26 protein-coding genes are annotated in these 25824 nt (G+C 70.7%); 14 read left to right on the forward strand and 12 right to left on the reverse strand.

What is annotated here, in order from left to right:
* Window positions 1–11: 11 nt before the first annotated feature.
* On the reverse strand, window positions 12–440 hold the full coding sequence (locus HNR30_RS01535; protein WP_181607625.1) for a hypothetical protein: 429 nt from the start codon (window positions 438–440) through the stop codon (window positions 12–14).
* Entirely contained in the window at window positions 437–949 is a 513-nt protein-coding gene (locus HNR30_RS01540) for an RNA polymerase sigma factor (RefSeq protein WP_181607627.1), read from the reverse strand. Before HNR30_RS01540 ends, HNR30_RS01535 begins: the two co-directional genes overlap by 4 nt.
* A 180-nt stretch (window positions 950–1129) precedes the next feature.
* Here HNR30_RS01540 and recA point away from each other — a divergent pair, with 180 nt between their 5' ends.
* The 3 genes from recA to rny all read left to right on the forward strand — a co-directional run bounded on the left by recA (window position 1130) and on the right by rny (window position 6800).
* The gene (gene recA, locus HNR30_RS01545) at window positions 1130–2263 is read left to right on the forward strand and encodes a recombinase RecA (RefSeq protein WP_181607638.1); all 1134 of its coding nucleotides are present in this window, start codon (window positions 1130–1132) and stop codon (window positions 2261–2263) included.
* A 1304-nt stretch (window positions 2264–3567) separates the two neighbouring features.
* Window positions 3568–4224 (forward strand): recombination regulator RecX, encoded by a 657-nt coding sequence (gene recX / locus HNR30_RS50585; RefSeq protein WP_376771731.1) that lies wholly within the window; start codon window positions 3568–3570, stop codon window positions 4222–4224.
* Window positions 4225–5189: 965 nt separating this feature from the next.
* Window positions 5190–6800 carry a ribonuclease Y gene (gene rny / locus HNR30_RS01555; protein WP_181607642.1) on the forward strand — a complete coding sequence of 537 codons (1611 nt, stop codon included), beginning with the start codon at window positions 5190–5192 and terminating at the stop codon, window positions 6798–6800.
* Window positions 6801–7004: 204 nt separating this feature from the next.
* Here the strand turns inward: rny and HNR30_RS01560 are convergent, their stop codons facing one another.
* The 5 genes from HNR30_RS01560 to HNR30_RS01580 are packed head-to-tail and all read right to left on the reverse strand — an operon-like array spanning window position 7005 to window position 12106.
* A complete protein-coding gene (locus HNR30_RS01560) occupies window positions 7005–8834 on the reverse strand; it encodes a S9 family peptidase (RefSeq protein WP_181607644.1) in 1830 nt (609 codons plus the stop codon).
* 38 nt (window positions 8835–8872) lie between these two features.
* The gene (locus HNR30_RS01565) at window positions 8873–9778 is read right to left on the reverse strand and encodes an amino acid ABC transporter permease (protein WP_181607647.1); all 906 of its coding nucleotides are present in this window, start codon (window positions 9776–9778) and stop codon (window positions 8873–8875) included.
* The gene (locus tag HNR30_RS01570) at window positions 9775–10443 is read right to left on the reverse strand and encodes an amino acid ABC transporter permease (RefSeq protein ID WP_312894180.1); all 669 of its coding nucleotides are present in this window, start codon (window positions 10441–10443) and stop codon (window positions 9775–9777) included. The genes HNR30_RS01565 and HNR30_RS01570 overlap by 4 nt, the downstream gene beginning before the upstream one ends.
* Before the next feature lie 59 nt (window positions 10444–10502).
* Window positions 10503–11363 (reverse strand): glutamate ABC transporter substrate-binding protein, encoded by an 861-nt coding sequence (locus HNR30_RS01575; protein ID WP_181607653.1) that lies wholly within the window; start codon window positions 11361–11363, stop codon window positions 10503–10505.
* Window positions 11364–11377: 14 nt separating this feature from the next.
* The gene (locus tag HNR30_RS01580) at window positions 11378–12106 is read right to left on the reverse strand and encodes an amino acid ABC transporter ATP-binding protein (protein WP_220133231.1); all 729 of its coding nucleotides are present in this window, start codon (window positions 12104–12106) and stop codon (window positions 11378–11380) included.
* A 188-nt stretch (window positions 12107–12294) separates the two neighbouring features.
* Between HNR30_RS01580 and miaB the strand changes: the two genes are divergently transcribed.
* Window positions 12295–13764: a tRNA (N6-isopentenyl adenosine(37)-C2)-methylthiotransferase MiaB gene (gene miaB, locus HNR30_RS01585; RefSeq protein WP_181607668.1), complete on the forward strand. Its 1470-nt coding sequence runs from the start codon at window positions 12295–12297 to the stop codon at window positions 13762–13764.
* A gap of 16 nt (window positions 13765–13780) precedes the next feature.
* Here miaB and HNR30_RS01590 read toward each other — a convergent pair whose 3' ends face one another.
* Window positions 13781–13963 carry a hypothetical protein gene (locus HNR30_RS01590; protein WP_181607671.1) on the reverse strand — a complete coding sequence of 61 codons (183 nt, stop codon included), beginning with the start codon at window positions 13961–13963 and terminating at the stop codon, window positions 13781–13783.
* Window positions 13964–14376: 413 nt separating this feature from the next.
* Here HNR30_RS01590 and HNR30_RS01595 point away from each other — a divergent pair, with 413 nt between their 5' ends.
* From HNR30_RS01595 to HNR30_RS01605, 3 genes are all read left to right on the forward strand, one after another.
* Complete coding sequence (locus HNR30_RS01595) at window positions 14377–14922, forward strand: hypothetical protein (protein ID WP_181607673.1); 546 nt, start codon at window positions 14377–14379, stop codon at window positions 14920–14922.
* Window positions 14923–15196: 274 nt separating this feature from the next.
* Window positions 15197–15934, forward strand: coding sequence for an isocitrate lyase/PEP mutase family protein (locus HNR30_RS01600; protein WP_181607675.1), 738 nt, complete (start codon window positions 15197–15199; stop codon window positions 15932–15934).
* A 68-nt stretch (window positions 15935–16002) separates the two neighbouring features.
* Entirely contained in the window at window positions 16003–16674 is a 672-nt protein-coding gene (locus HNR30_RS01605; protein WP_181607678.1) for a class III extradiol ring-cleavage dioxygenase family protein, read from the forward strand.
* Here HNR30_RS01605 and HNR30_RS01610 read toward each other — a convergent pair.
* Window positions 16661–17548 (reverse strand): ribonuclease Z, encoded by an 888-nt coding sequence (locus HNR30_RS01610; RefSeq protein ID WP_181607682.1) that lies wholly within the window; start codon window positions 17546–17548, stop codon window positions 16661–16663. The two genes, HNR30_RS01605 and HNR30_RS01610, sit on opposite strands and share 14 nt — an antisense overlap.
* Before the next feature lie 60 nt (window positions 17549–17608).
* Between HNR30_RS01610 and HNR30_RS01615 the strand changes: the two genes are divergently transcribed.
* Complete coding sequence (locus HNR30_RS01615; protein WP_246377298.1) at window positions 17609–18160, forward strand: DUF6461 domain-containing protein; 552 nt, start codon at window positions 17609–17611, stop codon at window positions 18158–18160.
* The gene (locus HNR30_RS01620) at window positions 18157–18654 is read left to right on the forward strand and encodes a methylated-DNA--[protein]-cysteine S-methyltransferase (RefSeq protein WP_181607688.1); all 498 of its coding nucleotides are present in this window, start codon (window positions 18157–18159) and stop codon (window positions 18652–18654) included. Before HNR30_RS01615 ends, HNR30_RS01620 begins: the two co-directional genes overlap by 4 nt.
* Here the strand turns inward: HNR30_RS01620 and HNR30_RS01625 are convergent.
* Window positions 18651–19019, reverse strand: a complete 369-nt coding sequence (locus tag HNR30_RS01625) for an antitoxin (protein WP_181607690.1) — start codon at window positions 19017–19019, stop codon at window positions 18651–18653. The two genes, HNR30_RS01620 and HNR30_RS01625, sit on opposite strands and share 4 nt — an antisense overlap.
* An 80-nt stretch (window positions 19020–19099) precedes the next feature.
* On the opposite strand from HNR30_RS01625, the gene miaA reads away from it, so the two are divergent.
* From miaA to HNR30_RS01645, 4 genes are read left to right on the forward strand one after another with little or no spacing between them, the layout of a single operon-like run.
* A complete protein-coding gene (gene miaA / locus HNR30_RS01630; RefSeq protein ID WP_312894181.1) occupies window positions 19100–19999 on the forward strand; it encodes a tRNA (adenosine(37)-N6)-dimethylallyltransferase MiaA in 900 nt (299 codons plus the stop codon).
* Window positions 19971–20783 (forward strand): diaminopimelate epimerase, encoded by an 813-nt coding sequence (gene dapF / locus HNR30_RS01635; RefSeq protein ID WP_181607704.1) that lies wholly within the window; start codon window positions 19971–19973, stop codon window positions 20781–20783. The genes miaA and dapF overlap by 29 nt, the downstream gene beginning before the upstream one ends.
* A 50-nt stretch (window positions 20784–20833) precedes the next feature.
* Window positions 20834–21589: an SCO6745 family protein gene (locus tag HNR30_RS01640; protein WP_246377075.1), complete on the forward strand. Its 756-nt coding sequence runs from the start codon at window positions 20834–20836 to the stop codon at window positions 21587–21589.
* Window positions 21590–21608: 19 nt separating this feature from the next.
* A complete protein-coding gene (locus HNR30_RS01645; RefSeq protein ID WP_181607706.1) occupies window positions 21609–23888 on the forward strand; it encodes a tetratricopeptide repeat protein in 2280 nt (759 codons plus the stop codon).
* A gap of 97 nt (window positions 23889–23985) precedes the next feature.
* Here the strand turns inward: HNR30_RS01645 and HNR30_RS01650 are convergent, their stop codons facing one another.
* Window positions 23986–24393, reverse strand: coding sequence for a PPOX class F420-dependent oxidoreductase (locus HNR30_RS01650; protein WP_181607708.1), 408 nt, complete (start codon window positions 24391–24393; stop codon window positions 23986–23988).
* Window positions 24394–24403: 10 nt separating this feature from the next.
* Window positions 24404–24991: a dihydrofolate reductase family protein gene (locus HNR30_RS01655; protein ID WP_181607710.1), complete on the reverse strand. Its 588-nt coding sequence runs from the start codon at window positions 24989–24991 to the stop codon at window positions 24404–24406.
* Between the two features lie 108 nt (window positions 24992–25099).
* On the opposite strand from HNR30_RS01655, the gene HNR30_RS01660 reads away from it, so the two are divergent.
* Window positions 25100–25816: a VOC family protein gene (locus tag HNR30_RS01660; protein WP_181607712.1), complete on the forward strand. Its 717-nt coding sequence runs from the start codon at window positions 25100–25102 to the stop codon at window positions 25814–25816.
* The last annotated feature ends 8 nt before the right edge of the window (window positions 25817–25824 follow it).

A 25824-nucleotide genomic window follows, 5' to 3' on the forward strand; every position in this document is an offset into this window, starting at 1 on the left:
TGGTGGAATGTCTAGCCCGCCAGCCGCCTGGCGATCTCCCTGACGGTCCTGTGCGCCCGGAACGCCAGCAGCGCGGCGACCGCGACGAACACGCCCCCCACGATCGCGGCCGGCCCCCATCCGACGGCGATGACCAGCACGACGGTCATCAGCGCCGACGCCGCCACCGCCAGCCAGGCGGCCACCAGCCGGTCCATGGCGAAGATCGGCGCGGGCCTGACCGTGGCCCACACGCCGAAGCAGAACCACGCCGCGCACAGCAGCGTCAGCATCCCGAAGACCAGGTTCGTGCGGTCGGGCAGCGGGCTCGGCTCGCTCGCCCACAACGACACCAGCAGGGTGCCGCCCACCAGGCCGCCGACGAGCGCGACGACCCCGCGGAAACGCCGCCACGGCGTCACCTCTCCGCGGACCAGCTCGATGATCTCTTCCTCGTTCACTGCGACTCCTCCCTCAACCGCTCCTTGAGCATCCGGCGCGCGCGAAACAGCCGGGACTTGACCGTTCCGACAGGAACCCCGCAGATCTGCGCGCAGTCCTCGATCGGGAGATCCTCCAGGTAGAACAGGACGAGGATCTCCCGCTCGCGCGGAGGCAGCATGGCCAGGCCGTCGAGCAGCGCCGCCCTCTCCTCGTACGGCAGGGCGGGCGGCTCGGCCGTCTCCTCCGCCTCGGAGGACGACTCCTGCGTGCCGTACTCCTCGCGAAGCCTGTTGGTCACCGCGCGCCTGGCGATCGTGAACAACCACGGCGCGAACCGCGCGGGGTCCTTCAGCCGTGGCAGACCGCGCACCACCGCCACCCACACCTCCTGGGTCACGTCGTCGGCGCGGCCCGGGTCGAGCATGCGGCCGACATAGGTCCGCACCGGCTCGTGCCAGGCTCTGACCAGCTCTTCGAGCGCGTCGCGCTCACCGAGCTGGCAGCGGAGCACCAGGATCTCGTTCATGTCTCCTCAGTCGCGGACGGGACACGCCAGGTTCATGGTTCGGATGAGATCGAACAGTCGTTCGGCTAATATGGGAAGCAGCCGGGCGGTGGCTCGACCGCGGTTCGGCCAGAAAATGTCGGTGGCAGGCCGTAGCTTTCTCACGACTGACCGGACCACGTTCCTCCAAGGGGAGATCCCATGGCTATCAATGACCGCGAGAAGGCCCTTGAGACTGCCCTCGCACAGATCGAGCGTCAATTCGGCAAGGGCTCCGTCATGCGCCTCGGCGACGACGCCCGCGCCCCGATCGAGGTGATCCCGACCGGAGCCATCGCCCTCGACGTCGCGCTCGGCATCGGCGGGTTCCCCCGCGGCAGGATCGTCGAGGTCTACGGCCCGGAATCCTCCGGTAAGACGACGGTGGCGCTCCACGCGGTCGCCAACGCGCAGCGCGCCGGAGGCATCGCGGCCTTCATCGACGCCGAGCACGCCCTCGACCCCGAGTACGCCAAGAAGCTCGGCGTCGACACCGACGCCCTTCTGGTCTCCCAGCCCGACACCGGTGAGCAGGCGCTCGAGATCACCGACATGCTGATCCGCTCCGGCGCCGTCGACCTGATCGTCATCGACTCCGTCGCCGCCCTGGTGCCCAAGGCCGAAATCGAGGGCGAGATGGGCGACAGCCACGTCGGCCTCCAGGCCCGCCTCATGTCTCAGGCGCTGCGCAAGGTCGCCGGTGCGCTCAACAGCACGGGCACCACCGCCATCTTCATCAACCAGCTGCGCGAGAAGATCGGCGTCATGTTCGGCTCGCCCGAGACCACGACCGGTGGCAAGGCCCTGAAGTTCTACGCCTCGGTCCGCCTCGACATCCGCCGCATCGAGACCCTGAAGGACGGCACCGAGGCGGTCGGCAACCGCACCCGCGTGAAGGTCGTCAAGAACAAGATGGCCCCGCCCTTCCGCCAGGCCGACTTCGACATCCTCTACGGCGTGGGCATCTCCCGCGAGGGCGGCCTCATCGACATGGGCGTCGAGCACGGCTTCGTCCGCAAGGCCGGCGCCTGGTACACCTACGAGGGCGACCAGCTCGGCCAGGGCAAGGAGAACGCCCGCAACTTCCTCAAGAACCACCCCGACGTGGCCAACGAGATCGAGAAGAAGATCAAGGAGAAGCTGGGGGTCGGCCCGCGTCTCGACGCGCCCGCCGCCGACGGCGCCCCGGCCGCTCCCGGTGCCGCCGCTCCCGCAGCCGCCCGCACCGCCGCGGCCCCCGCCGCATCCGGCCGCGGCTCCAAGGCCGCAGCCATGCCCAAGCCGGGTGACGTCTGAGCGGTGGACGCGTGAACGAGCCTCGGGGCGACCGCGGACGCCGCACCAGGCGGCCGTCCGGCGACCCCAGCGGCTCGGGCTGGGTCGACTCCGACCCTGCCGCCATTCCCGACTGGGCGGCGGACGCCCCCTCCACACCTCCGGGCCACCCATCCGGCCCGGAGGAGGCGCCACGCCGCCCTGCCCGTTCTCCCCGGCCATCGCATCCGCGTGACTGGGGCGCCTGGCCCGAGCCACCCACCCGCGCACGCCGCCCCTCGCCCACGGTCCACCCGTACTGGGAGAACGGCGAACGACGCACGATCGACGACGGCCACCCGTTCTTCGGGCCGGGCGCTGACGAGGCACCGGCCGGCGCCGATGAGGTGACGGCCGGCCACCAACCGGTCGGCCTTGCTGGCGGTGAGGCGGCGGAGGGTCGCCAGCCCGTCGGCCGTGGTGGCGGTGAGGCGGCGGAGGGTCGCCAGCCGGTCGGCCCTGCTGGCGCTGGGGCGGCGGAGGGTCACCAGCCTGCTGGGCTCGATGCCGGCGAGGTGGTGACCGGACATCACCAGTTCTTCGCTGCGGCTTTCGACGACGATGACGGCCACCCGTTCTTCGGGGCCGACGGTGACGCGGGGGCGCCTGCCTTCGCCCTGGGCTCGGGCGACGACGGCGAACCGGTGATAGGCCTCGATTCGGGTGACGACGGCACCGGCCCACTCGCCGGCCTCGCCTCCGGAGACGACGGCACCACGCCTCGCCGCGGCGCCCGTCGGGGGGCACGACGGCGGCCTGCTCGCGGGGGGCGTGCGGGGGACGGGGACGGTTCGGGCGATGACGGCCGACTGGGTGAAGTGGGCGCGCGCGGCTTCGGCGCGACGCCGATGGAGGCGGTTGGGCCCCACCCGGGGGAAGGGCGTTCGTACGGCTCGGCGGAGGGCGATGAGGGTGTAAGCGCGCCGTGGTCGCTCGGTTCTGCGGAGCGCGGCGAGGGCGTGGAAGGCCGAGGGCCGCTTGGTTCGGCGGAGCGCGGCGAGAGCGTGGACGATCGAGGGCCGCTTGATTCGGCAGGGCTCAGCCAGAGCGCCAACGGGCGCCAGCCGATTGATTCGGCGGAGCGTGGCGCGGGCGTGGACGAGCGAGGGGTGCTCGATTCTGCGGAGCTCGGCGAGGGGGTGCGGCTGCTCGGCTCGCCGGAGCCTGGCGAGAGCACCGCGACGCAAGGGCTAGCCGGCTCAGCGGCGTCCGGTGAGCCGGTCGAGGAACGGAGCTCGGCCGGTTGGAGGCAGCCCTACGAGAGCCTTGGAGAGACGGGCTCCGGCCTGTTCGACACCGTGGAGCCCGAGAAGCGCGGGCGGCGCGGAGGCAAGGGGTCATCGAGGCGAGGCCGATACGGGTCAGGCAACTCCCGCGGCTACAGGAGCGGCGGTGGGTGGCGGTCCGACGGCCCCGACGCCGGTTCGTCCGCCGCCCAGGCGCCGCCGGCCGACCCGGAGGCCGTCGCGCGCAACATCTGCCTGCGCCTGCTGACCATGGCCCCCAAGACGAGGGCTCAACTGGCCGAGGCGATGCGCAAGCGGATGGTGCCCGACGACGTGGCGGAACGGGTGCTCGATCGTTTCACCGAGTTGGGCTTCATCAACGACGAGGCCTTCGCCGAGGCGTGGGTCGATTCCCGGCACCATGGCAGGGGGCTGGCCAAGCGTGCCCTCGCCTCGGAGCTACGGCAGCGCGGGGTTGACGGTGACACGGTGAAGGAGGCCGTCGAGCGGCTCGACGCTGATCAGGAGGCGGAGACGGCTCGGCGGCTGGTGGATCGGAAGCTGGCCTCGACCAGGGGGCTCGATTCGCAGGTCAGGGTCAGGCGGCTGGCGGGGATGCTGGCGCGGAAGGGGTATTCCGCTGGGGTGGCTTACCGGGTGGTGCGGGAGGCGCTGGAGCAGGAGGGGGTCGAGGTGGAGGACGACGACCCGTTCTGACCGACCTTGCGTCTGTCATTGACGATCCCGGCACCGGGCATGCCATGCGGCACCTGCCGATGACGAGCCTGGCACAGGGCATGCCGTGCGGCACCTGCCGGTGACGAGCCTGGCACAGGGCATGCTGTGCGGCACCTGCCGGTGACGAGCCTGGCACAGGGCATGCTGTGCGGCACCTGCCGGTGACGAGCCTGGCACAGGGCATCCAGTGCCATTGCCGTTGCTGGGGCGGCCTGGGCTGAGCATCCTGCGGCTCTTGCGGTTGCTGGGTCTGGTGCGGGGCATCCTGCGACCCTGCGGTTGGCGAGTCTGGCACTGGGAGTGCGCCGGAGTGCTGCGGCTCCTGCCGTTGGTGGGTCTGGTGCGGGGGCATCCTGCGACCCTGCGGTTGGCGAGTTTGGTGCGGGGCGTGCTGCGGGGCGTCCTGCGGGGCGTCCTGCGACCCCTGCGGTTGGCGGGGCTGGCGCTGGGTGTGCTGCGGGCCTCGCGGTTGGTGAGCCCGGCACGCGGCATCATCCCCGGGCTCTCTTGCCGTGATGAGCCTGGCGAGGACAGCCCGTTCGGCGGGCTTCAGCGGCCCCAGGGCGCTCGTCTGCCACACCCTGTCCCCGCTGCGGGGGCGGCGAGCAAGGGGGTGGGGAAGCGGGTGGAATGGTGAAATCTCGTTTTTGTCACGTGCTCCGACACGCTTGACAGGCCACCTTTGCTTGCCCGTTACCTCTTCGACGCATAACCTCGACGGCAGTGAGGAGTTACTCCGCGCAGTGCGGATTGCCATACCGGTGAACGACGGACGAACGCGATCGAGTGACCCAGGCGGGCAAGGCGCCGGCTATCACAGTCGGTGCCAGTTTCGCCTTGGCTTGTTTTCTCTCCAACTGGAGATGACAACGTTCGGGCTGTCCGCGCCGCGCCTGTGACGCCTCCCGTTTGGGCCACGTGTGCGCGAGGAGGGCGGGGCATCCATGGAGTCGCTGGTGCCGGTGCTGACAGTGGCGGTGCTGCTGCTTGCGGTAGCCACGATCGCGACGCTGGTGCTGGTGATCCGTAGGACGGGGTCCCCCAAGTCGGCCAAGGCGAGCCCGCAGCAGCTGGCGGAGGCGCACGACGAGCTCACGCAGGCCAGGCTGGAGGCGGGGCAGATCCGCGACAAGGCGGAGTCCGACGCCGAGGAGATCCTGCGCCGTTCCGAGGCGGCCGCGCAGAGCGCCACGCAGTTGCGCCAGGAGGTCGAGGAGGAGTCCCGGCTTCTCAAGCACGAGCTCAAGGAGCTGCGTGCCGATCTGGAGCGCAGGGAACGCCGCCTGGCCGAGCGCGAGGAGCGCCTCGACGAGGAGACCAAGCGCCAGGCCGACCGTGAGCGGAAGCTGACGGAGTCGGAGGAGGAGCTGACGGTCAGGCAGGAGAGGTTGCTGCAGGTGGAGGGCGAGCGCCGCAAGGTGCTCGAGCGGGTCTCCAGGCTCACCTCCGACCAGGCCAAGAACGAGCTGATCAAGGACATCGAGAACCAGGCGAAGCGTGAAGCGGCGCTGATCATCCGCGAGATCGAGAGCGATGCGCGCAAGGAGGGCGAGAAGCGGGCGACCAAGATCGTGACGCTGGCCGTACAGCGGATCGCGGCCGAGCAGACGGCGGAGTCGGTCGTGAGCGTGCTTCATCTGCCCGGCGACGAGATGAAGGGGCGGATCATCGGCCGGGAGGGCCGCAACATCCGGGCGTTCGAGTCGACGACGGGTGTGAACCTGATCATCGATGACACGCCGGAGGCCGTCCTGCTGTCGTGTTTCGATCCGGTCCGCAGGGAGACCGGCCGGCTCACGCTGGAGAAGCTGATCCTCGACGGCCGCATCCACCCGCAGCGCATCGAGGAGGCCTACGAGCGCAGCAAGGCCGAGGTGCAGGACCTGTGCGCGCGGGCGGGCGAGGACGCCCTGGTGGAGCTGGGCATCACCGACATGCACCCCGAGCTGACGCTGCTGCTGGGCCAGCTCAGGTACCGCACCTCCTACGGCCAGAACGTGCTCAAGCACCTCATCGAGTCGGCGCACATCGCCGGGATCATGGCCGCCGAGCTGAAGATGGACACGGCGCTGATGAAGCGTTGTGCGCTGCTGCACGACATCGGCAAGGCGCTCACCCACGAGGTCGAGGGCAGCCACGCGCTGATCGGCGCCGAGATCGCGCGCAGGTACGGCGAGAGCGAGGACGTGGTGCACGCCATCGAGGCGCACCACAACGAGGTCGAGGTCAGGACCGTCGAGGCGGTGCTGACGCAGGCGGCCGACGCGATCAGCGGCAGCCGCCCCGGCGCGCGCCGCGAGTCGCTGGAGGCCTACGTCAAGCGCCTGGAGCGGCTGGAGGAGATCGCCTCCTCCTTCGAGGGCGTCGAGAAGGTCTTCGCGATGCAGGCGGGGCGCGAGATCCGGATCATGGTCAAGCCGGAGAACATCGACGACATCCAGGCGCAGGTGATCGCCCGCGACATGGCCAAGCAGGTGGAGGAGGAGCTGACCTATCCGGGGCAGATCCGCATCACCGTGGTCAGGGAGTCTCGGGCGACAGAGTTCGCCCGCTGAGCCACTGAGCCGCTGACCCGCTGACCCGCTGAGTGGCGGGGCGGCGGGGCCGGTGTTCGCGAGCCACCGGCCCGTGAGCCGCCGATGTCCGAAGGGCGGGGCCGCGAGCGAGGAAACCCGGCCCACGGGCGAGGAAGCCCGAACCACGACCCCGGGGCGCCGCGCGGGCCAGGGGGCGCGCGGGCCAGGGGTCGCGGGACGCTGTTAGTCGAAGATCTGCTGGTAGAAGGCCAGCTCCGCCGCCAGCGAAGCCACCCGGGTCTCGGTGCGCCTGAATCCGTGCGACTCGCCCTCGAACGCCAGGTACGTGCACGGCACTCCCCGCTCCGCGAGCGCCTCGGCGAACCCCGACGACTGCTCGGGCGGCACGACGGGGTCGTCGAGCCCCTGCAACAGCAACATCGGGCACACCACCCCGTCGACCAGCGCGAGCGGCTCACGCGTGGCGTACAGCCCGGGGTCGTCGGGCCCGACGAGCCATTCCACATAGCGCGACTCGAAGTCATGCGTGTGCGCGTTGAGCGGCGCGAGCGCGCTGATGCCGTAATAGGACACGCCGCCCGCGAACGCCCGCGACCGGCAGCAGGCGGCCATGACCGTCCATCCGCCCGAGCTGCCGCCGCGTACGGCGATGCGCTTGGGGTCGGCCAGGCCTTCGGAGGCCAGCCATTCGGCGGCCGCGATGGTGTCCTCGACGTCGACGACGCCCCACTGACCGCGCAGCCGCTCCCGGTAGGCCCTGCCGTAGCCGGTGGAGCCGCCGAAGTTCACGTCGATGACGCCGATGCCGCGCGAGGTGAAGAAGGCCTTCTCCAGGTCGAGGGCGGTGCCGGCGTGTGCGGTGGGCCCGCCGTGCACGAAGACCACGTACGGCGGGGCGTCCTCGGAGGGGAAGTCGGGCGAGGCGGGAGGATAGAGGTAGGCGTGCACCCGGCGTCCGAACCGCCCGGTGAACTCCACCGCCTTGGCCGTGGGCAGGTAGGCGATGTCGGGAAGCTCCTCGATGCCGCGGCGCAGCCCTTCGACGCGCCCGGTGGCGAGGTCGACGCGGGCGAGCGTCGTCGGGATCGCCGGGCCGTACCCGACCCCGATGAGTGAGCCGCCGTCGGCGGCGAGCGCGGGCAGCCAGCCCGAGTAGGGCACATCGAGGTCGGTGAGGCTGCCCGATTCCGGGTCGAGCAGGCCCAGCCGCAGGTCGCCCTGGCCGTGCAGGACCGCCAGGCGCCCGTCGTCGAGGATGAGGTACGGCAGGCCGCCCAGGTTCCACAGCGGCCAGGCGAACTCCTCCTCGGCGGGGAAGAGCGCCTGTGACGAGGTGCCGTAGATGCTGATCTGGTAGAGGTTCCACCAGCCCGACCAGTCGGAGATCACGTACAGGTGCGAGTTGTCGCGGAACTGCGGGGCGAGCACGGACTCGGTGATCCCGCCCTTGACGGTCCAGGAGTTGCCGTCGGACAGGCGGGTCAGGCGCAGTTCGGTGCCGGTCCACGGCATGCGGGGGTGGTTCCAGCAGATGTAGGCCAGGTGCTCGCCGTCGGGGGAGAGGGTGGGGTAGGCGTAGAAGTCGCTGCCGGTGACGTGCTGGACGGGGTCGCCGCCGGCGAGCGGGATGGAGACGATCGAGCGGGTGACCTTGCCGTCGTCGTGGTGGCGTTCCTGCACGGCCCAGATGTCGTCGCCGTGGACGAGCAGGTCGGCGTAGCGGGCGCCGTCGTCGGGGGTCAGCGCGCCGCCGCCGACCAGGTGGAGACGCTGGTCGGCGGCGTTGGAGAAGATCACCTGGCCGGAGGGGGTGACGGCGTAGGGACGCCCGCCGTACTCATGCACCCGCGTGCGGGCGCTCCAGGGCGCCGCCAGCAGCTCCGTGCGGGTGCCGTCGGCGGCCCTGTGCATGATGGTCGAGCGTCCGCCCTCGTCGGGCCTGTCCTCCGTCCACCACACCTGCCCGTCGTGGGCGGTCGGCCAGCCCAGGTGCAGGCCGGATCGGGCGACGTCGGTGGTGGAGATCGGAGAGGCCCAGGGGGTCAGCGGCATAGCCGCATCCTGCCCGAAAGTCACCGCCTTCGCAGGTCCTATTCCATGCCTTCGAGCGCACCGGCCCCCGGAGTGCCGGTGCCCATGCCGACGGCGGCGGGTCCTGGGGGCGCGATCGGCGGCACGATCGACTTGCGGCTGCGGCGGCTGCGGCGCTCCAGCCACGTGGCCAGGGCGCTGAGCGCCATGTTGAGTCCCACGTAGATGATGCCGATGACGATCGCGGCCGGGATGAGCGAGCCGAAGAAGGCGGCGGGCAGGATCTTGAAGCCCATGTTGAGCAGGTCGACGTAGGCGATGATGTAGCCGAGCGCGGTGTCCTTCAGCAGCACCACCAGCTGGCTCACGATCGCCGGCATCATCGCGGTGACGGCCTGCGGGAGCAGCACCAGGCGCATGACCTGGTTCTTGCGCATGCCGATGGCGTAGGCCGCCTCCGACTGCCCCTTGGGGATCGAGCGCACGCCCGCGCGCACGACCTCGGCCAGCACCGAGCCGTTGTAGAGCATCAGGCCGAGCACGACGGAGATGAAGGCGTAGTCGCCGCCCCCGAACACGGTCGGGAACAGGTAGAAGATGAAGAAGATCAGCAGCAGCAGCGGGATGGCGCGGAAGGTCTCCACGACCGCGCCCGCGGGCACGCGGATCCACTTGTGGTCGGAGAGCCTGGCCAGGCCGAAGACCGCGCCGAAGACCAGCGCGAGCACGGCGGCCGCGCCCGCGGCTCTGAGCGTGCCGAGCAGTCCGGGGATGACAAAATCCGTCCAGGTGGTGGCCTGGAGGAACGGCTCCCAGATCTTGCCTTCCCACTGGTTCTTGGCGTCGAAGCCGGTGTAGATGAACCACAGGACCGCGGCGACCAGCAGGATGCTGACGACGGTCAGCAGGTGGTTGCGCACCCTGGCGCGCGGGCCGGGCGCGTCGAACAGGACACTCGTGCTCATCGTGCCACCGCCAGACGCCGGGCCAGCCACCCGGTCAAGAAGCCGATCGGGAGCGTCACGGCCATGAAGGCGACGACGATGCCGAGGAAGATCGGGATGGAGGCGCCCGTGGTGTCGAAGACCTCCTTCATGTTGGCCGCGGCGTCGGCGAGGTAGCCGCCGGCGGTCGCGACCGTGGTGTTCTTGATCATCGCGATCACCACGCTGCCCAGCGGGGCGATGACCACGCGGAAGGCCTGCGGCAGGACGATCAGCATCAGCGTCTGCATGAAGGTCAGCCCGATGGCGCGGGCGGCCTCGGCCTGGCCCATCGGCACCGTGTTGATGCCGGCGCGCAGCGCCTCGCAGACGAACGCCGCGGTGTAGGCCGACAGGCCCAGCGCGACCACCCAGAAGGAGTTGGTGCGGGGCACGTCGGAGAAGGCGAGCCCCAGGGTGTCGCTCAACCCCAGCGCGGAGAAGGCCAGCACCAGCGTCAGCGGGGTGTTGCGCACCACGTTGACGTAGATCGTGCCCGCTGCCCGCAACACCGGCGTCGGCGAGACCCTCATGATCACCAGGATGGTGCCCAGGACCATCGAGACCACGAAGCCCACCAGGGAGAGCTTGATGTTCTCCAGGAAGCCCTCGGCCAGGAAGGGGCCGTATTCAATGAGTTCGTCCACTGTGCTCCACCGCATAGGACAGCGGCGGCCGGGATCCCGGCCGCCGCGTCAGACCGGACCTAGGCGCAACCCTCGGCGGGCGGCGCGGACTCGGAGAGCTTGAGTCCTTCGATGCCGCCGAACCACTTGTCGAGCAGCTGCTTCATGGTGCCGTTGTCCCACAGCTTCTTCACCGCGGCGTTGACGGCCTCGCAGGTCTTGGTGTCGCCCTTCTTCAGGCCGATGCCGTACTTCTCGTCGGTGAAGCCCTGGCCGAGCACCTTGAAGTTGCCGCCGGCCTGCTTGGCGAAGCCCGCCAGGATCAGGTCGTCGGTGGTGACGGCGTCGAGGTTGCTGCCGGTGAGCTTCTGCACGCACTCGGAGTAGTTGGCAGCGTCGACCGTCGTGGCGTCGAGGTCGAGCTCGCCGTCCGGGGGCGGGTCGGTGATGCGCTTGTAGGAGTTGGAGCCCGCGGCCTTGCAGATGCGCTTGCCCTTGAGGTCCTGCGGGGAGGCGATCGTGGTGTCGTCCTTGCGGACCATCACGTCCTGGTGGGCGATCACGTACGGCCCGCCGAAGGTGACCTTCTCCTTGCGCGCGTTCGTGATGGAGTAGGTCGCGAAGATGATGTCGACGGTGCCGTTGGCCAGGAACGGCTCGCGGTTGGAGGAGGCCGACTCCTTCCACTCGATGCTGGCGTCCTTGCCGCCGTTCATCTCCTTCAGCACGGCCTTGGCGACGTCGACGTCGAAGCCCTCGGGCTCGGCGCCCTTCTTCAGGCCGAGGCTGGGCTGGTCCCACTTGGTGCCGACGACGATGGTCGCGCCGTCGGCGACCTTGTCCGAGACGCTGGCGTAGGTCTTGTCCCCGCCACAGGCCGCCAGGCCCGCTACCAGCAGGCCGGCAGCGCCCAGAGCGGCGCCGATCCGACGAATGCTCATCTGTTTTGTGCCCTTCAGTGCGTAAGGATCTTGGACAGGAAGTCTTTGGCCCGGTCGGTGCTGGGGTTGGTGAAGAACTCGTCGGGAGTGCTCTCCTCGACGATCTGGCCGTCGGCCATGAACACCACCCGGTTCGCCGCCCTGCGCGCGAACCCCATCTCGTGCGTGACGACCACCATCGTCATGCCGTCACGAGCCAGTCCGATCATGACATCGAGCACCTCCTGGACCATCTCCGGGTCCAGTGCGGAGGTCGGCTCGTCGAACAGGATCATCTTCGGGTCCATGGCCAGTGCCCGGGCGATCGCCACACGCTGCTGCTGCCCGCCGGACAGCTGCGCGGGGTACTTGTCCGCCTGGCTGGCGATGCCCACCCGCTCGAGCAGCTCCATCGCCCGCTTGTCGGCCTGGTCCTTGGCGATCTTTCGCACCCGGGTCGGCCCCAGCGTCACGTTCTCCCTGATCGTCTTGTGCGCGAAGAGGTTGAACGACTGGAACACCATGCCGACTTCGGAGCGCAGCGCGGCAAGCGCCTTGCCCTCGGCGGGCAGCTCGCGCCCGTCGAAGACGATCGTGCCCCCGTCGATGGTCTCCAGCCGGTTGATCGTCCTGCAGAGCGTCGACTTGCCGCCACCGGACGGACCGATCACCACGAGGACCTCGCCGCGCGAGACCGTCAGGTTGATGTCCTTCAGAACGTGCAGCGCCCCGTAGTGCTTGTTGACGCCCTCCATCTGGACCAGCGGGGTCGCGTCACCGTTGTCCGTCATGGATCACAACGTAGAGGGCCGAGGTGTTCTGGTCACTAACTGACCGGTCCCAATCAGATCACGGCATGTCAAAGCCGTAATGTGCACAGTTGACCCTGATCATGAGTGAGAGGCCTGTACGGCTCGCGCAAACTCCGCGAGCGCCTACCCTTGTAAGTGCCATGAGGACCTATGAGGTGCGCACCTACGGGTGCCAGATGAACGTGCACGACTCCGAGCGCCTGTCCGGCCTGCTGGAGGATGCCGGCTACGTCGCCGCGCCCGCGGGTGAGCAGGCCGACGTGGTGGTGTTCAACACCTGCGCCGTGCGCGAGAACGCCGACAACCGGCTCTACGGCAACCTGGGCCACCTTCGCCCGGCCAAGGTGAAGAACCCCGGCATGCAGATCGCCGTGGGCGGCTGCCTGGCCCAGAAGGACCAGGGCGAGATCGTCCGCAAGGCGCCGTGGGTCGACGTGGTGTTCGGCACCCACAACATCGGCTCGCTGCCGGTGCTGCTGGAGCGTGCCCGCATCGCCGGCGAGGCCCAGGTCGAGCTGAAGGAGTCGCTCGAGGTCTTCCCCTCGACGCTGCCCACCAAGCGCGAGTCCGCATACGCCGCCTGGGTGTCGATCTCGGTCGGCTGCAACAACACGTGCACCTTCTGCATCGTGCCGTCGCTGCGCGGCAAGGAGAAGGACCGCCGCCCCGGCGACGTCCTCAACGAGGTGCGCACCCTGGTCGAGCAGGGCGTGCTCGAGGTCACCCTGCTGGGCCAGAACGTCAACACCTACGGCGTCGAGTTCGGCGACCGGCTCGCGTTCGGGAAACTGCTGCGCGCCTGCGGCTCCGTGGAGGGCCTGGAGCGGGTGCGGTTCACCTCCCCGCACCCGGCGGCCTTCACCGACGACGTGATCGCCGCCATGGCCGAGACCCCCAACGTCATGCACCAGTTGCACATGCCGCTGCAGTCGGGCTCCGACACCGTGCTGAAGGCCATGCGCCGCTCCTACCGGGCCGAGCGCTACCTGGGCATCATCGAGCGGGTCCGCGCCGCCATGCCCGACGCCGCGATCTCCACCGACATCATCGTGGGCTTCCCCGGCGAGACCGACGCCGACTTCGAGCAGACCCTCGAGGTCGTACGGCAGAGCCGCTTCGCCAACGCCTTCACCTTCCAGTACTCCATCCGCCCCGGCACCCCGGCGGCGACCATGGATCACCAGGTGCCCAAGCAGGTCGTGCAGGAGCGCTACGAGCGGCTGGTCGCGCTGCAGGAGGAGATCTCCTGGGCCGAGAATAAGAAGCAGCTCGGCCGTACCCTCGAGGTGCTGGTCGCCGAGGGCGAGGGCCGCAAGGACGAAGCCACGCACCGCCTGTCGGGGCGTGCCCCCGACAACCGGCTCGTGCACTTCGCGGTGGGCGACGAGGTGCCGCGCCCCGGTGACATGGTCACCGTCGAGGTCACCTACGCCGCGCCCCACCACCTGGTGGCCGACGGCAGGACCCCGGTGGTGCGCCGCACCCGCGCGGGCGACGCGTGGCAGGCCCGCCAGGGCGCGGCCGCGACCGCCGCGCCCGGCGTCATGCTCGGCATGCCCTCGGTCGGGCGGCCCGCGCCGCTGGAGCCGGTCTCGACGCCCTGCTCCTGACCGGGGAGCCCGGTTCTCAGTTCCGGCCGAGACTGTCGAGCACCTCGTAGCAGTAGTCCCTGCGCAGATCGCGGAAGGTCGCGCACGGGTCGGGCAGCCCCCGGCGCGTGCGCGGCCGCTCTCCCGCGCGCGTCGCGGCGGGCGTACGGCCGGCGCCGCGGTGGGTCGTGGTCGCCGAAGGCCCACGCGGGGCGGGCACGACACGCACCCAACGATGCACGGGAGCGGCCACGGGCCCGTCCCAGCGCCGCCCGGGCCCGCCCTCGGGAGCGGCGATCGGCCCGCCCCACCGCGGCCCAGGCTCACTCCCAGGCTCACTCCACGGCTCACTCCTCGGCGAAACGGTGTGCGAATTGCGCCGATCATCGATAGCCGCGCTTTCCGATCCGAGAAACGCACAGGAGATTCCCAGGATCGCCACGGCGACGACGATTCCCACGCTCACCAGGGGCGCCGACCAGGGCCGCCGACCTGGGTAGATGCCATCAATGCGGGACAAGTCGTGATTCCTTCGTGATTGATGCGCGGGCATTGCACTTATGCGGCTAGTGTGGTCCATCACCTGCTTGAGCCGGTGAGCTTTCCCCTGATCCCGACGCAGGAGCTGTTTTCATGGAAGGCCACGATCCCGAGCGCCTCGACGTCCTGGCCGGACCCGCGGACGAACCCCGGCCGCGCAAAAAGCAGAAGAACAACACCAAGACCCTCGTCATCGCCGGTGCCGTGGTGGCCGCCCTCCTGGCCGCCGGAGGCATCGGATTCGCCGTGGCGGGTGGCGACAAGCCTGCCGCGGGCAGCCCGGTGACCGGCACCCAGACCACCCCGTCCGGCGACGCCCAGCAGGAAGCGCCCGCCGAGGACGGCTCCGAGGGCCAGAAGGGCGACCCCCAGGAGGACGCCCAGCCGCAGGACGGCGTGACCACGGACGTCGGCGGCGGCGAAGGCGACAGCGACGGCGGTGGCGGCCAGGAGGACACCGGCTCCGGCGACGGCTCGACCAGCGAGAACAACTCGGGCGACTCGGGCAGCTCGGGCGACTCGGGCGACTCCACGGGTGGCAGCACCACCAAGCCGACCGAACCGGCCGCCGACCCCGGCCCCGCCGACGGCCCCGCCGGCATGGTCGGCGGCGAATGCGCCGCCACCGGCTGCGGCTGACCGCCTCACACGATCGCCGCGGGGCGCTGACCGCCTCACACGATCGCCCCGGGGCGCTGGCCGCCTCACACGATCGCCCCGGGGCGCTGGCCGCCTCACACGATCGCCCCGGGGCGCTGGCCGCCGCGCCTGGTCGCCACGGAGTCGTGGTCTCGCTCGCTGACCCCGCGGGCCTGACCGGCAGCGGCGCCGCCCCGTGGCCGCAAGTGGATCCCGGCTTTCGCCGTCCATTGGCCATGGGGCAGCCGCGCCCGCGCGTCCTAGCGTCCAGGACATGACGAACGCCGCCGCCCTGCGCGCCCTCCACGTGCCGGGGGACCCGCTGATCCTGCCCAACGTCTGGGACGCCGCGTCGGCCCGGGCCGTCCAGGAGGCGGGCTTCCCCGCGCTGGCCACCGGCAGCGCGGCGGTGGCCGCGGTGCTGGGCTACGAGGACGGCGAGCAGACCCCGCCCGGCGAGATGTTCGCCGCGATCGCCAGGATCGCCAGGATCGCGACCGTCCCGGTCACCGCCGACGTGGAGCGCGGCTACGGCCTCGAACCCGCCGAGCTGGCCGAGCGCCTGTGCGGGGCGGGCGCAGCGGGCTGCAACCTGGAGGACTCCCGCCACGACACGATGGTCGCCGTCGACGAGCAGGCGCGCTTCCTCTCCGAGGTCAGGCGGGCAGCGGGCGACGACCTGGTGATCAACGCCCGCGTCGACACCTACATCCTCGGCTCCAAGGAGCGCGCCGACGCGGTCGAGCGTGGCCGCCGCTACCTGGAGGCGGGCGCCGACTGCGTCTACCCGATCGGGCTCGGCGACCCGGAGGAGATCCGCGCCTTCGTGCAGGAGGTCGGCGGCCCGGTCAACATCCTGTTCCGCCCGGGTGTGCCCGATCCGGCCGCGCTCGCGGCGCTCGGCGTGGCCCGCGTCAGTTACGGCCACGGCCTGCACCTGGCCGCGCACACCTACGCCAAGCGCCTGATCACCGCCGTCAAGGAGGGCCGCGACCCGTACGCCTCCCGATGACGGGACCCAGCCAACGAGGGCCGCGACCCGTACGCCGTCCGATGACGAGATCTTCGTAAGATGGGCTGGTGCTAGTCGCCGCGGCCGTATGCCCGCATCCGCCGTTGATCGTGCCCGAGCTGGCCGGCGCCGCCGCCCCCGAACTCGACGGCCTGCGCGCGGCCTGCGCCTCCGCCCTCGACACCGTGCTGGCCACCGACCACGACGTGCTGCTCGTCGTCGGCGCGGGCCCGAGCACCCGGCGGTACGGCGGGCGGGCGGCGGGATCGCTGCGGCCCTGGGGCGTCGACGTGCGCGCGGGGGAGGGCGAGCCCGAACTGCCGCTGTCGCTCACGATCGGCCGCTGGCTGCTGGGGCGCGACCCCGACGGCTTCCAGGCGGTCGACGACTCCTGCGACGCCGTACGGCTGGGCGGGTCGCTCGGCGACGGGAAGCGGCTGGCGCTGCTGGTCATGGCCGACGGCTCGGCCTGCCTGACCGAGAAGTCGCCGGGATTCCTCGACCCCGCCGCCCTGCCGTACCAGGAGAAGCTCACCAAGGCCCTGTCCGAGGCGGACGCCGCGGCGCTGGCCGCGCTGGACCCCGAGGAGGCGGCGCGGCTCTGGGTGGGGGGCAGGGCGGCGCTGCAGGTGCTGGCCGGTGCGGCGGGCGAGGGCGCCTACCGCGGACGCGTGCTGGCCGACCTGGCGCCGTACGGCGTGGGCTACACCGTGGCCGCGTGGACCGCTAGCGCAGCTTGACCGTCATCAGGTCGCGCGCGAGCACGACCCGGCCGCCGAAGCTGCGGCGCACCTCGGCGAGGAACCGGGGCTCCTCCTCCAGCCCGTACCTCTCGGAGAAGTGGGTGAGGACGAGCGTGCCCACCCCGGCGCGCTCGGCGACCTGGCCCGCCTCGAAGGCGGTCAGGTGCCCGTGCTCCTTGGCCTGGGCCTGCTCGGAGCTGAGGAAGGTGGACTCGATCACCAGCAGGTCGACGCCGTCGGCCAGGGCGAAGACGTTGTCGCACAGGCGGGTGTCCATGACGAGCGCGAAGCTCTGTCCCGGCCGGTGCTCGCTGACCTCCTCCAGGGTGACGCCGCGCAGCTCGCCGGTGCGCTGGAGCAGGCCGATGTCGGCGCCGTGGATGCCGCGGGCCCTGAGCTCGCCGGGGAGCATGCGGCGGCCGTCGGGCTCCTGGAGGCGGTAGCCGTACGACGGGATGGAGTGCGACAGGCGCATGGCGGTCAGCGGCGGCACGGCGGCGACGTCGCCCGACACGGGATGCTCGGCGATCACGTCGGTGTCCATGAAGGAGCTGGCGTGACGCAGCGCCTTCCAATGACGCGATCCCGCCGCCGGGAAGACGGCGTTGACCTGGTGCGCGACGCGGTCGCGCGCGATGCGCTGCACGATGCCGGGCACGCCGAGGCAGTGGTCGCCGTGGAAGTGGGTGACGCAGATCCAGTGGATGTCGTTCGCGCTCAGCCCCGCGTGGGCGAGCTGGCGCTGGGTGCCCTCGCCCGGGTCGAACAGCAGTCCCTGGCTGTCCCAGCGCAGAAAGTACCCGTTGTGGTTACGGTGTCTGGTGGGTACCGCGCTTGCCGTGCCCAGGATGACGAGTTCTCGCGAGGACATGATGGACACAGTGACACACGCGGGATTGTCGGTGGCGCCTGGCACGATGTCGTCGTGACCATGCAGCCCGTCGACGCCTCGTGGCTTTGCGGCGAATACGGCGAAGAGTGCTACAGCTTCATCTACGTCCGCGCCACCCCCGAGGAGGTGGTCGGCCGTCTCGGCGGCCGATGGGAGGAGTTCACGCCGGGACCGTTCCCCGACGATCCCGACGAGTTCCCGACCGACGGCGACCCGCTCGGCGTCACGTCGATCGGCGAGTGGACGTTCGTCTTCGACCCCGACTGGACCGGCACCGACGAGAAGGTGATCACGCGGCTGTCGAAGGGCACCCGTCTCGTCTCCCAGGCCGCGCTGGGGATCGACGACACCGACTACTTCTACTGGTGTGAAGACGGCGAGATCAGATACGGCTGGGGAGGCGACGACGGACCGCTCACCGAGGTCCCCGTCGAGCTCGCCGACACGATGGCCGAGATCGACAGGCTCTATCCTGGTGCTCCCCGGCTCTACAGAGGCCCCGCCTTCCTTCTCGTTGAGCACCTGACCGGCATCAGGCCGACGGAGCACCTGCTGAAGGGCCTCACGCTCAGATGGGGCAGGCTCATATGACCGATACCGTGACCTACGCCCAGGTCGACACCCCCGTGGGGCCCTTCGTCGTGGCGGTGTCCGAGCAGGGCCTGGTGGCCAGCGGCTGGGGCCGCCTGGAGCTGCCCATCGACACGGCCGACGACCCGGCGCGCGCCGAGGGCGTGGTCGCCGAGCTGCGCGCCTACTTCGACGGCGACCTGCGTCGCTTCGAGACGCCGATCGACTGGCGGCTCACCTCGGGCAGCCGCCGCACGGTCCTGAAGGCCCTGCACGGCGTGCCGTACGGCACCGCGGTCACCTACGGCGAGCTGGCGAAGCTGAGCGGCACCAGCGTGCCGCCGCGGGGGATCGGCTCGATCATGGGCTCCAACCCGATCCCCATCTTCGTGCCCTGCCACCGTGTGATCAGCGGCACCGGCCTGGGCGGCTTCAGCGGCGGCGTGGGCGTGGAGACGAAGCGCTGGCTGCTCACCCACGAGGGGTACCTGCAGCCAACGCTCCTCGACCTCTAGCCCTGCTTGCCGTCGATCTTGTCGGCGGCGTCCTTGGCCATCTGGGCGCCCTTGTCGATGTGCTCGTCGAACTTGCCGCCCGTGGCGCCACTGGCCATGTCCCTGGTCTTGTCGATGCCCTGGTGCGCCATGTCCTCGGCCTTGCCGCGCAGGTCGTCGATCATGTTGCCGGTGCTCTGGCCGGCGTCCTGGACGGAGTCCTTCGCCTGCTGCGCCGCGTCGGTCGTGGCGTCCTTGGCCTGGCCGGCGGCGTCGTGCGCCTTGTTCATCGTGTCGTCGGCGGCGTTCTTCGCCTGTTCCGGGACGTTCTGCAGCTTGTCCGTGGTGCCGCCGAACATCTCCTTGACCTTGTCGAAGATCGACATGACTTCCCCCGATGTGTTGAATGACGGCCCCCCCGAGCCGCCGTCACCTTCATACCCCGATCCTTGACACACTTATCGGTGTGCGTCAGCAGCCAGTAATCGCCGTCGTGGGTCCCACAGCCGCCGGAAAGTCCGATCTCGCCGTGGATCTGGCCCTCTCCTTGGGGGGCGAATGCATCAACGCGGACTCGATGCAGCTTTACCGAGGAATGGACATCGGCACGGCGAAGCTCGACGTTTCCGAGATGAAAGGTGTACCTCACCACCTCCTGGACATCTGGGAGGTGACGGAGGCGGCCAGTGTCGCGGAGTACCAGAAGCGGGTGCGTCCGCTGCTCGACGCGATCGCCGCGCCGATCCTGGTCGGAGGCAGCGGGCTGTACGTCAGGGCCGCCCTCGACGATCTGGAGTTCCCCGGCACCGACCCGGAGATCCGGGCGCGCCTGGAGGCGGAGCTGGCCGAGAAGGGCACCCACGAGCTCTACGCGCGGCTGCGCGAGCTCGACCCGGTGGCCGCCGAGTCGATCCTGCCCTCCAACGGGCGGCGCATCGTGCGGGCGCTGGAGGTGATCGAGTTCTCGGGACGGCCGTTCTCGGCGACGATGCCCTCCTACGAGGCGGTCTACCCCAGCGTGCAGATCGGGCTGGAGGTGCCGCGTCCCGAGCTAGACGAGCGCATCGCGCTGCGCGTCGAGCGCATGTGGCAGGCGGGTCTGGTGGCCGAGGTCGAGTCGCTGCTGCCCGGCCTGAGGGAGGGGCTGACGGCGTCGCGGGCGCTCGGCTACGCCCAGGTCCTGAGATTTCTCGACAAGGAGTGGACCGAGGAGCAGGCCTTCGACGAGACGATCAGGGCGACCCGCCGCTTCGCCCGGCGCCAGGAGTCGTGGTTCAGGCGTGACCCCAGGGTGGTCTGGCTGCCCTACGACTCGCCCGACCTCCTAGGCTTGGCTCATGAGGTTCTTGAAGGGGCACGGCACTGAGAACGACTTCGTCATCCTGCCCGATCCCGATGGCGAGCTCGACCTTTCCGCCGCGCTGATCGCCCGCGTCTGCGACCGCCGGGCCGGCATCGGCGCCGACGGCGTGCTCCACGTGGTGCGCACCAAGACCTCCGACGAGGTGGCCCATCTGGCCGACGAGGCCGAGTGGTTCATGGACTACCGCAACGCCGACGGCAGCATGGCCGAGATGTGCGGCAACGGCACGAGGGTCTTCGCCCGCTACCTGGTCGACGCCGGGCTGGCCGAGCCCGGCTCGTTCGCCATCGCCACCAGGGGCGGCCTGCGGGGCATCCGGATCGGCGAGAGCGGCGACGTCGCCACCGACATGGGCAGGCCCCGCGTGCTGGGCGAGAGCGTCGCGTCGGTGGCGGGCCACGAATACCCGGGGCTCCACGTCGACATGGGCAACCCGCACCTGGCCTGCGTGATCGGCGACCCCGTCGCCCAGCTCGACCTCGGCCACCAGCCGGGCTTCGACCCCGCGGTCTTCCCGCAGGGGGTCAACGTCGAGCTGCTCAACGCGGTGGGCCCGCGCAGGGCCGTCATGCGCGTCTACGAGCGCGGCTCGGGCGAGACCCGTTCCTGCGGCACCGGAGCCGTCGCCACCGCCGTCGCCGCCGCCCACCTGGCGGGGGAGAGCACCGGCGAGTGGACCGTCGAGGTCCTGGGCGGCACGCTCACCGTCACCCTGACCGAGGAGACCAGCTTCCTGGCGGGCCCCGCGGTGATCGTCGCCAGCGGCGAACTGGCTATTGCCGAATGATGTTCTGTTAGGGGATCCTGGGTTCGTTTCCCGAATCCAGGAGGTACGGCATGGCGGACCCGCGCACCACGGCAGCCTCTGTCAAAGGACCGATCGGCGTCCTCGGTGGCGGCTTCATGATCTCCCGTGAGGCCAAGGCGATCTGCGAGCAGTACGAACTCGGACCCCGCGAGCTCTACTTCCGCGGGCGCTGTGGCGTGATCGGCGAGACGCACGCCGACGTGATCATGTCGATCGCCCACTACTTCCCCGCCGACCACGTCGTCCCGAACTGGGAAGGCGGCAGGAAACTCCCCGTCGAGCAGGCCGTCGCCCTCTACGCCGGCATCTGCCAGGACTGGGGCCGCCGCAAGCTCGGCGGCTTCGACGGCTGCGCCAGGATCGCCGAGCTGCTGGAGAAGGTGGTCCGGGCGGCCTCGCCGCTCGCCGCCCCGCTGTTCGCCGGCTGGCGTGCCGTACCGCTGGCCGACGACGCGCCCGCCAGGGCTGCGCAACTCCTGCACGTCGTGCGCGAGCTGCGAGGCGGGCTGCACACCGCCGCCGTCATCGCCTCGGGGCTGACCCCGCTGGAGGCCACGCTCTCCGCCGACCACTCGGGCACGCCCTTCGGCAACAGCACCGGGGAGATGATGGCGAAATTCTTCGAATGGCCCGAGCCGTACCCGGCGATCACGCCCGAGGTGCTCGAGCGCAGGCGGGAGGTGGAAGAACGGACCGACGATCTCATGGCGCCGTCCTTCGAAGTGCTTACCGAGACGGAACGCGACGAACTCATCGAGCTCCTGCGTTTGGGGCATGCCCGTTGACCTGGCAGACTTTCTGCCCATGGACGTGGACATCTGGTCGTGGGTCGGCCAAATCCAGCAGCAGCTCTCCGAAGCGGGCCAGGCCCCGCTCGCCATGGCGCTGGGAGACCTGCCCGCGCAGGCCTACCAGGGCCGCTACGCGCAGCTCGACGTGGTGGCGCCCGCCATCGCGCAGCAGGCGGAGGCCATGGGCCAGCCGTGGCTGGAGTTCTACGCCCGTTACTGGCATCTGATCGGCCGCATCGGCGACCGCGCCCAGGGCGCGGTCGCGATCGGCGACGCGGAGCAGCTGGTGGCGTTCGCTGAGCGCGAAGACGTGCGCGACTGCCCGGCCGCGCCGGCCGCCCTGGAGGCGCTCGTCGTCACCCTGGCCAACGCCGACGCGCCCGGTTACGCCGACGAGCGCCTGGCCAAGCTCACCCCGGCGCTCGACGTGGCGCCCGAGTCGATCGCCTACAGCGGCATCGTGACGCAGTACGTCGCCGCGCTGATCGACGCCGGCCGCGCCGACGAGGCCGTCGCCTACGCCGAGTCGGCCGTCGAGCGCCTGCGCGGCGCCGGCCGCGAGGCCAGCTGGGAGCTGGGCGCCGAGAGCGCCCGCGCGCTGCTGGCCGCCGGCCGCGCCGACGCCGCACTCGACGCGCTCCAGGCAGCCGCCGAGTTCCAGGCCGACGACCCCGTCGCCAAGGAGCACCGCGACGGCGTACGGCGAGCGCTCATCCTGGCCGAGCTCGGCCGCATCGAGGAGTCCGTCGCCGCGCTGCCCGACCTCGACGTGGTCGGCGAGCACCCGCGCGTCTTCGTCGAGTGGAGCCAGGCCGTCGCCAAGCTGGCCTCCTCCGCCCAGATCACCAACACCTGGCAGCTGGGCCGCGTCCTGCGCCAGTGGATCGACTACTTCTCGACCATGGGCGGCTACCACGCCCGCTTCGAGCTCGCCGTCATCGCCGGCCACCTCGCCCTGGCCCGCCAGGGTGTCTGGCAGGCCAAGCTTCTGGCCGACCTGGCCGAGTCCTTCGCCGGTGAGCTGCGTTCCCCGGAAGGCGCCTCCGAGCGCGTCGCCGCGCTCCGCGCCGCCGCCGAGGCCGCCACCCCGCCCCAGGCGCCCGGCCCGCTCGACGACCGCGTCGGCCAGTTCGACGCCGCCGACGGCTTCAACGCCGACCCCGAGAAGTGGGTCGAGTGGCTCTCCCCGCTGTCGGGCACCGACATCGAGGCCACCCGCCGCCACACCACGACGCTCGGCTTCCTCGGCTACCCCGCCCAGGGCGCCGACATCTACTGGAAGCTCCTCGTCGACGACGGCGACGTCGCCCAGGCCGATCCGGAAGACGTCACCTATCTGGCCACCCTCCTCATCGAGGCACGCCAGGATGAGCGCCTCGAGCAGTTGGCCGGCCTGCTGCCCCACGTGCAGAAGCACACCACCCTGGCCCGCCTGCACTCCGCGCGCGAGCGCTGGCAGGAGGCCATCGGCGAGGCCGAGCACGCCGTCACCAACGGCGGCGGCATCTCCGCCCGCCGCCTGCTCGCCAGCTCGCTGCAGCAGGTCGGCGAGAACTCCAAGGCCGCCACGGTCCTGTTCAACGTCCTCGACGACGAGGAGACCACCGAGGAAGACGTCTGGCGCATGATCGTCATGGCGACCTCGGCGGAGGACTGGGACACCGTCCGCGCCGGCGCCGCCAAGATCGGCATGCCGATCTCCTCCACGGAGGGGCCGATCGAGGAGGAGATGGGCCTCATCCGGCTCATCCTGCCCGCGCCCGACGGCAGCCAGCGCCAGATCCTGTCCATCCGCACCGGCCCCGCCTCCGCCCGCCTGGCGCTGCCGCAGCCGCGCGGCATGGAGTACAACGCCGGCGACCTCATCGTCTTCGACCCGCAGCTGCTTGAGCCGGTGCCCGACAGCCACGAGGAGCGCGAGAACTTCGTGCCGCCCTTCGCCGCGGTCAGCATCCTGCGGCCGGGCGGATACACCAGCTACTTCTTCGACGGCGCCGCGCCGTCGGAGTCGGACTGGGCGGAGTTCACCGAGGTCATGGCCGAGCGCGGCTGGCCGATGTGGGTCTACAGCGACGACAACTACACCGTCACCCACCCGAGCAGCGGCGAGCGGCTGGCGGGCGTCTACGGCTGGGTCGCGGTGCCGCCCGGGGTGTCGGCCTCCGAGGTCGACGCGCTGCTCGACGACGCCACCGAGCGCTGGTCGCACCCGCTGGCCTGGCTCGACCTCGCCCGCGAGATCGACGTCGAGGTGGAGCGCCACGAGCGCATCGTGAAGGAGTACGGCCTCTAAGCAGGCCTCCAAGCACGCCTCCAAGCACGCCCGAAGGAGGGGTCATCCGGCGGATGGCCCCTCCTTCGTCATAGGCTGTGAGCAATCCCGTGGGCGGTCAGCGGATCCTGTCGACCACTCGCTGCGGTGTGAGCCGGATCGCCACGCGCACCACGTCGGGCGGCAGGGCCAGGTAGCTCTCGCCCGCCCCCGGCCCGTCGTAGCGTTCCGCCAGCTGCACGGCCAGCCGTCTGCCCTCGTCCACCGTGACGGCGGCCACGCCGCGGACCTCCACGTAGCGTTCCGGGTCGGTCAGGTCGAAGACGCTGAGACTGGCGCGTGGATCCCGCTCCAGGTTCACCACCTTGCGCCGCCCGGCGGCGGAGGAGATGACGACGTCGTCACCGTCGACGCCGACCCACACCACCGAGGTCTGCGGGCTGCCGTCGGGGTTGAGGGTGGCCAGGATGCCGATGTTCGGGGCGCCGATGATCTTCCGCGCCGAGTCGCTGAGGCGAACAGTCATGATCGCCAGACTACGCAGGTGCCGGGCGGTATCGCACGAACACCTCCGCCGTCCGGTCGCTGCCGTTGAGCAGCTCAAGGCGCACGGGCGCGCCCCCGGGGCTGTCGAACAGCCGCACCCCGTCGCCGAGCAGCACCGGTGCGATGTGCAGGTCGATCTCGTCGATCAGCCCCCGCTCCAGGAGCTGCCGCCCGATGGTCGGCGAGAAGACCTCGAGGTTCTTGCCTGCGGCGGCCTCCAGCCCGATCCGCACCGCTTCGGCCACGTCGCAGTTCAGGAACGTCACCCCTTCGGCGGGCTGGGCGTCCTCCGGATGGTGGGTCAGGACGAAGAGCCGGCCCTTCCAGGCTCCGCCGTAGATGGCGTCGGCGTGGGGAAAGGCGTCCCAGCCCCGGCGCCCGCCGAGCACGGCGCCGGTCGTCTCGGTGTACTCCTCGATGAGGCCGGGGCGGGAGGTGAAGCCCGTCATCCAGTCCATGCTGTGGCCGGGCCCGGCGACGAACCCGTCCAGCGACATGGTGAAGTGCCAGAGCACCTTGCCCGAGGCGGTCTGCCGGTCCGGCTCCGCCAGGGACGGGGTGCTCTTCGCTGTGTTCATGCTCGGTCCTTTCGTCGGTCACTCCTACGGTTGACCCACCCGCACCGGGAAACTCATCGGGGGGAAATGCGTTGGCACCCCGGTCCGCCCGGTGATTAACCTCGCAGGATGACCGCACAGCTCATAGCGCTCGGCTTCGACGCGAACGACCCTGCCCGCCTGGCCCGCTTCTGGGCCGGGTTGCTCGGCTGGGAGAGCGCCGACGACCCCCACGGCGGCATCACCCTGCTCCCCGCCGACGACACCGGCTTCCGCCTGCGCTTCCTGCCCTCGCAGGAGAAGAAGAACCGCCAGAACCAGGCCCACTTCGACCTGACGAGCACCTCCCTGGAGGACCAGCGGCGCACGGTCGCCAGGGCCCTGGAACTGGGCGGCAGCCACCTCGACATCGGCCAGGGCCCCGACGCCGACCACGTGGTGATGGCGGACCCGGAAGGCAACGAGTTCTGCGTCATCGAGCCGGGCAACAAGTTTCTCGCCGACTGCGGCTTCATCGGGGCGCTCGCGAGCGACGGCACCCAGGCGGTCGGCTACTTCTGGGCCGAGGCGCTCGGCTGGCCGCTGGTCTGGGACCAGGACGAGGAGACCGCGATCCGCTCGCCGCACGGCGGGCCGAAGATCACGTGGGGTGGCCCGCCCGTCGCCGAGAAGACCGGGAAGAACAGGTTGCACTTCGACCTCGCGCCCTCGCCGGGCGGCGATCTCGACGCCGAGGTCGAGCGGCTGATCTCCCTCGGGGCGACCCGGCTCGACATCGGTCAGGGCGAGGCCGGCCACGTGGTGATGGCCGACCCCGACGGCAACGAGTTCTGCGTCTACCCGTAAACCCGCCC

This window comes from Nonomuraea soli (genome assembly GCF_013761175.1).
GTDB lineage: Bacteria > Actinomycetota > Actinomycetes > Streptosporangiales > Streptosporangiaceae > Nonomuraea > Nonomuraea soli.

Bases quoted from the DNA above. Each gene is read 5' to 3' on its own strand.
- HNR30_RS01625 (WP_181607690.1), bottom strand. From the start codon at position 19,019: ATGTCGATCTTCGACAAGGTCAAGGAGATGTTCGGCGGCACCACGGAC.
- rny (WP_181607642.1), top strand. From the start codon at position 5,190: ATGGAGTCGCTGGTGCCGGTGCTGACAGTGGCGGTGCTGCTGCTTGCG.
- HNR30_RS01540 (WP_181607627.1), bottom strand. From the start codon at position 949: ATGAACGAGATCCTGGTGCTCCGCTGCCAGCTCGGTGAGCGCGACGCG.
- HNR30_RS01560 (WP_181607644.1), bottom strand. From the start codon at position 8,834: ATGCCGCTGACCCCCTGGGCCTCTCCGATCTCCACCACCGACGTCGCC.
- HNR30_RS01615 (WP_246377298.1), top strand. From the start codon at position 17,609: ATGCAGCCCGTCGACGCCTCGTGGCTTTGCGGCGAATACGGCGAAGAG.
- recA (WP_181607638.1), top strand. From the start codon at position 1,130: ATGGCTATCAATGACCGCGAGAAGGCCCTTGAGACTGCCCTCGCACAG.
- HNR30_RS01610 (WP_181607682.1), bottom strand. From the start codon at position 17,548: ATGTCCTCGCGAGAACTCGTCATCCTGGGCACGGCAAGCGCGGTACCC.
- HNR30_RS01575 (WP_181607653.1), bottom strand. From the start codon at position 11,363: ATGAGCATTCGTCGGATCGGCGCCGCTCTGGGCGCTGCCGGCCTGCTG.
- miaB (WP_181607668.1), top strand. From the start codon at position 12,295: ATGAGGACCTATGAGGTGCGCACCTACGGGTGCCAGATGAACGTGCAC.
- HNR30_RS01650 (WP_181607708.1), bottom strand. From the start codon at position 24,393: ATGACTGTTCGCCTCAGCGACTCGGCGCGGAAGATCATCGGCGCCCCG.
- HNR30_RS01640 (WP_246377075.1), top strand. From the start codon at position 20,834: ATGGCGGACCCGCGCACCACGGCAGCCTCTGTCAAAGGACCGATCGGC.
- HNR30_RS01600 (WP_181607675.1), top strand. From the start codon at position 15,197: ATGACGAACGCCGCCGCCCTGCGCGCCCTCCACGTGCCGGGGGACCCG.
- HNR30_RS01655 (WP_181607710.1), bottom strand. From the start codon at position 24,991: ATGAACACAGCGAAGAGCACCCCGTCCCTGGCGGAGCCGGACCGGCAG.
- HNR30_RS01595 (WP_181607673.1), top strand. From the start codon at position 14,377: ATGGAAGGCCACGATCCCGAGCGCCTCGACGTCCTGGCCGGACCCGCG.
- HNR30_RS01645 (WP_181607706.1), top strand. From the start codon at position 21,609: ATGGACGTGGACATCTGGTCGTGGGTCGGCCAAATCCAGCAGCAGCTC.
- HNR30_RS01620 (WP_181607688.1), top strand. From the start codon at position 18,157: ATGACCGATACCGTGACCTACGCCCAGGTCGACACCCCCGTGGGGCCC.
- HNR30_RS01660 (WP_181607712.1), top strand. From the start codon at position 25,100: ATGACCGCACAGCTCATAGCGCTCGGCTTCGACGCGAACGACCCTGCC.
- HNR30_RS01565 (WP_181607647.1), bottom strand. From the start codon at position 9,778: ATGAGCACGAGTGTCCTGTTCGACGCGCCCGGCCCGCGCGCCAGGGTG.
- dapF (WP_181607704.1), top strand. From the start codon at position 19,971: ATGAGGTTCTTGAAGGGGCACGGCACTGAGAACGACTTCGTCATCCTG.